Below are 1,525 nucleotides of genomic sequence, written 5' to 3'. Positions count from 1 at the left end.
CCCTGTCTGTCAGGCTGAGAGGAGACAGCCTTCCCGGGCGAGCTAGGCTCGATGGGAGACAGGAAGAGGATCATCGTGACACTACCTAACACGTCGGGTGAGCAGGGCGGACGGCCGAAGCGGCGGACGTTCACCGCGGAGTACAAGCTGCGGATTGTGGCGGAGTACGACGCGGCGAAGGCCACGGGTGAGGGGGCGGTGATCCTGCGTCGGGAGGGCCTGTACCACTCCCACATCCTGGAGTGGCGTGCCGCGCGGGACGCGGGGGCGTTGACCGCGTTGGGTTCCCGCAAGAGCCCGGTGGGTGAGAACCGGCGCCGTAGCGCGGAGGCCGCTGAGGTGGAGCGGCTGCGGCGACGGAACGAGCGTCTGGAGACGGATCTGGCGCGGACGAAGGCCGCGTTGGAGATCATGGGAAAAGCGCACGCGCTCTTGGAAACGTTGTCCGAGAGCGCGGACGACACTCGGACGCGGCCACGCAGGCGCTGAGCGAGGCGTTCGACGCGTTGACCCCGCTTGTTGGTGTGGCGGGTGCGTGCCGGTTGACCGGCCGGTCCCGCGCCACGCACTACCGGCGTCAGCAGCCGCCCGTGGTGTCCCGGCCGCTGCGGCCGAAGACGCCACCGCCGTCGACGCTGACCCCGGCGGAACGCCAGCAGGTTCTGGACCTGCTGCATCGGGATGAGTACGCGGAGATGTCCGTGGCGCAGGTGTGGGCCCGCGAACTCGACCAGGGTGTGTACTGGTGCTCGCAGTCCACGATGTACCGGATCCTGCGCCAGGCGGGCGAGAGCCGGGAACGCAGGCGGCAGGCCACCCACCCGCCACGCACCATCCCGCAGCTGGCCGCCACAGGGCCGTCGCAGGTGTGGTCGTGGGACATCACCCGCCTGAAAACCACGGCGCGGGGCGTGTTCTACCACCTGTACGTGATCATCGACGTGTACTCCCGGTACGTCGTCGGCTGGCACGTCGCCACCGGCGAGGACTCGATGCTCGCCCGGGAGGTGATCGATGACGCCATCGCCCGCAACCGGGTCCGGCCCGAGGTCCTGCACGCCGACCGCGGCTCGTCGATGACCTCCAAACCCGTCGCCGAACTCCTCGCCGACCTCGATGTAACCCGCTCGTACTCCCGGCCCCGGGTGTCGAACGACAACCCGTACTCCGAGGCCCAGTTCAAGACGTTGAAGTACTGCCCCGCGTTCCCCGACCGGTTCGACTCCCTGCACCACGCCCGCGAGTTCTGCACCGAGTTCTTCACCTACTACAACCACGAGCACCGCCACTCCGGCATCGGCCTGCACACCCCCGCCTCAGTGCACTACGGCACCGCCGGCGACGTGCACGGCCAGCGGCAGGCCACCCTCGACGCCGCCTGGCGAGCCCACCCCGACCGGTTCACCCGCCGCCCCCGACCCCCAGCCCTGCCCAACACCGTCTGGATCAACAAACCCACAGCTCAACCCGCAGATCTACAGAACACCTGACCACGAAAACGTCTCACTTGACTTGACAGGTTCCG

Annotated in this window: 2 protein-coding genes; both read left to right on the top strand. The window is 68.5% G+C overall.

Going from position 1 to position 1,525, the window contains the following annotated elements:
• Positions 1–75 precede the first annotated feature (75 nt).
• Positions 76–489, top strand: coding sequence for a transposase (locus AB0G14_RS35640; protein ID WP_357705206.1), 414 nt, complete (start codon positions 76–78; stop codon positions 487–489).
• On the top strand, positions 486–1,490 hold the full coding sequence (locus AB0G14_RS35635; RefSeq protein ID WP_357705208.1) for an IS3 family transposase: 1,005 nt from the start codon (positions 486–488) through the stop codon (positions 1,488–1,490). Before AB0G14_RS35640 ends, AB0G14_RS35635 begins: the two co-directional genes overlap by 4 nt.
• Positions 1,491–1,525: the final 35 nt, after the last annotated feature.

The sequence above is a fragment of the Micromonospora sp. NPDC023814 genome (assembly GCF_040639595.1).
Taxonomy (GTDB): Bacteria; Actinomycetota; Actinomycetes; order Mycobacteriales; family Micromonosporaceae; genus Micromonospora.
Note: the sequence above shows the minus strand (reverse complement) of the source record. Positions and strands in the feature narration are given on the sequence as shown.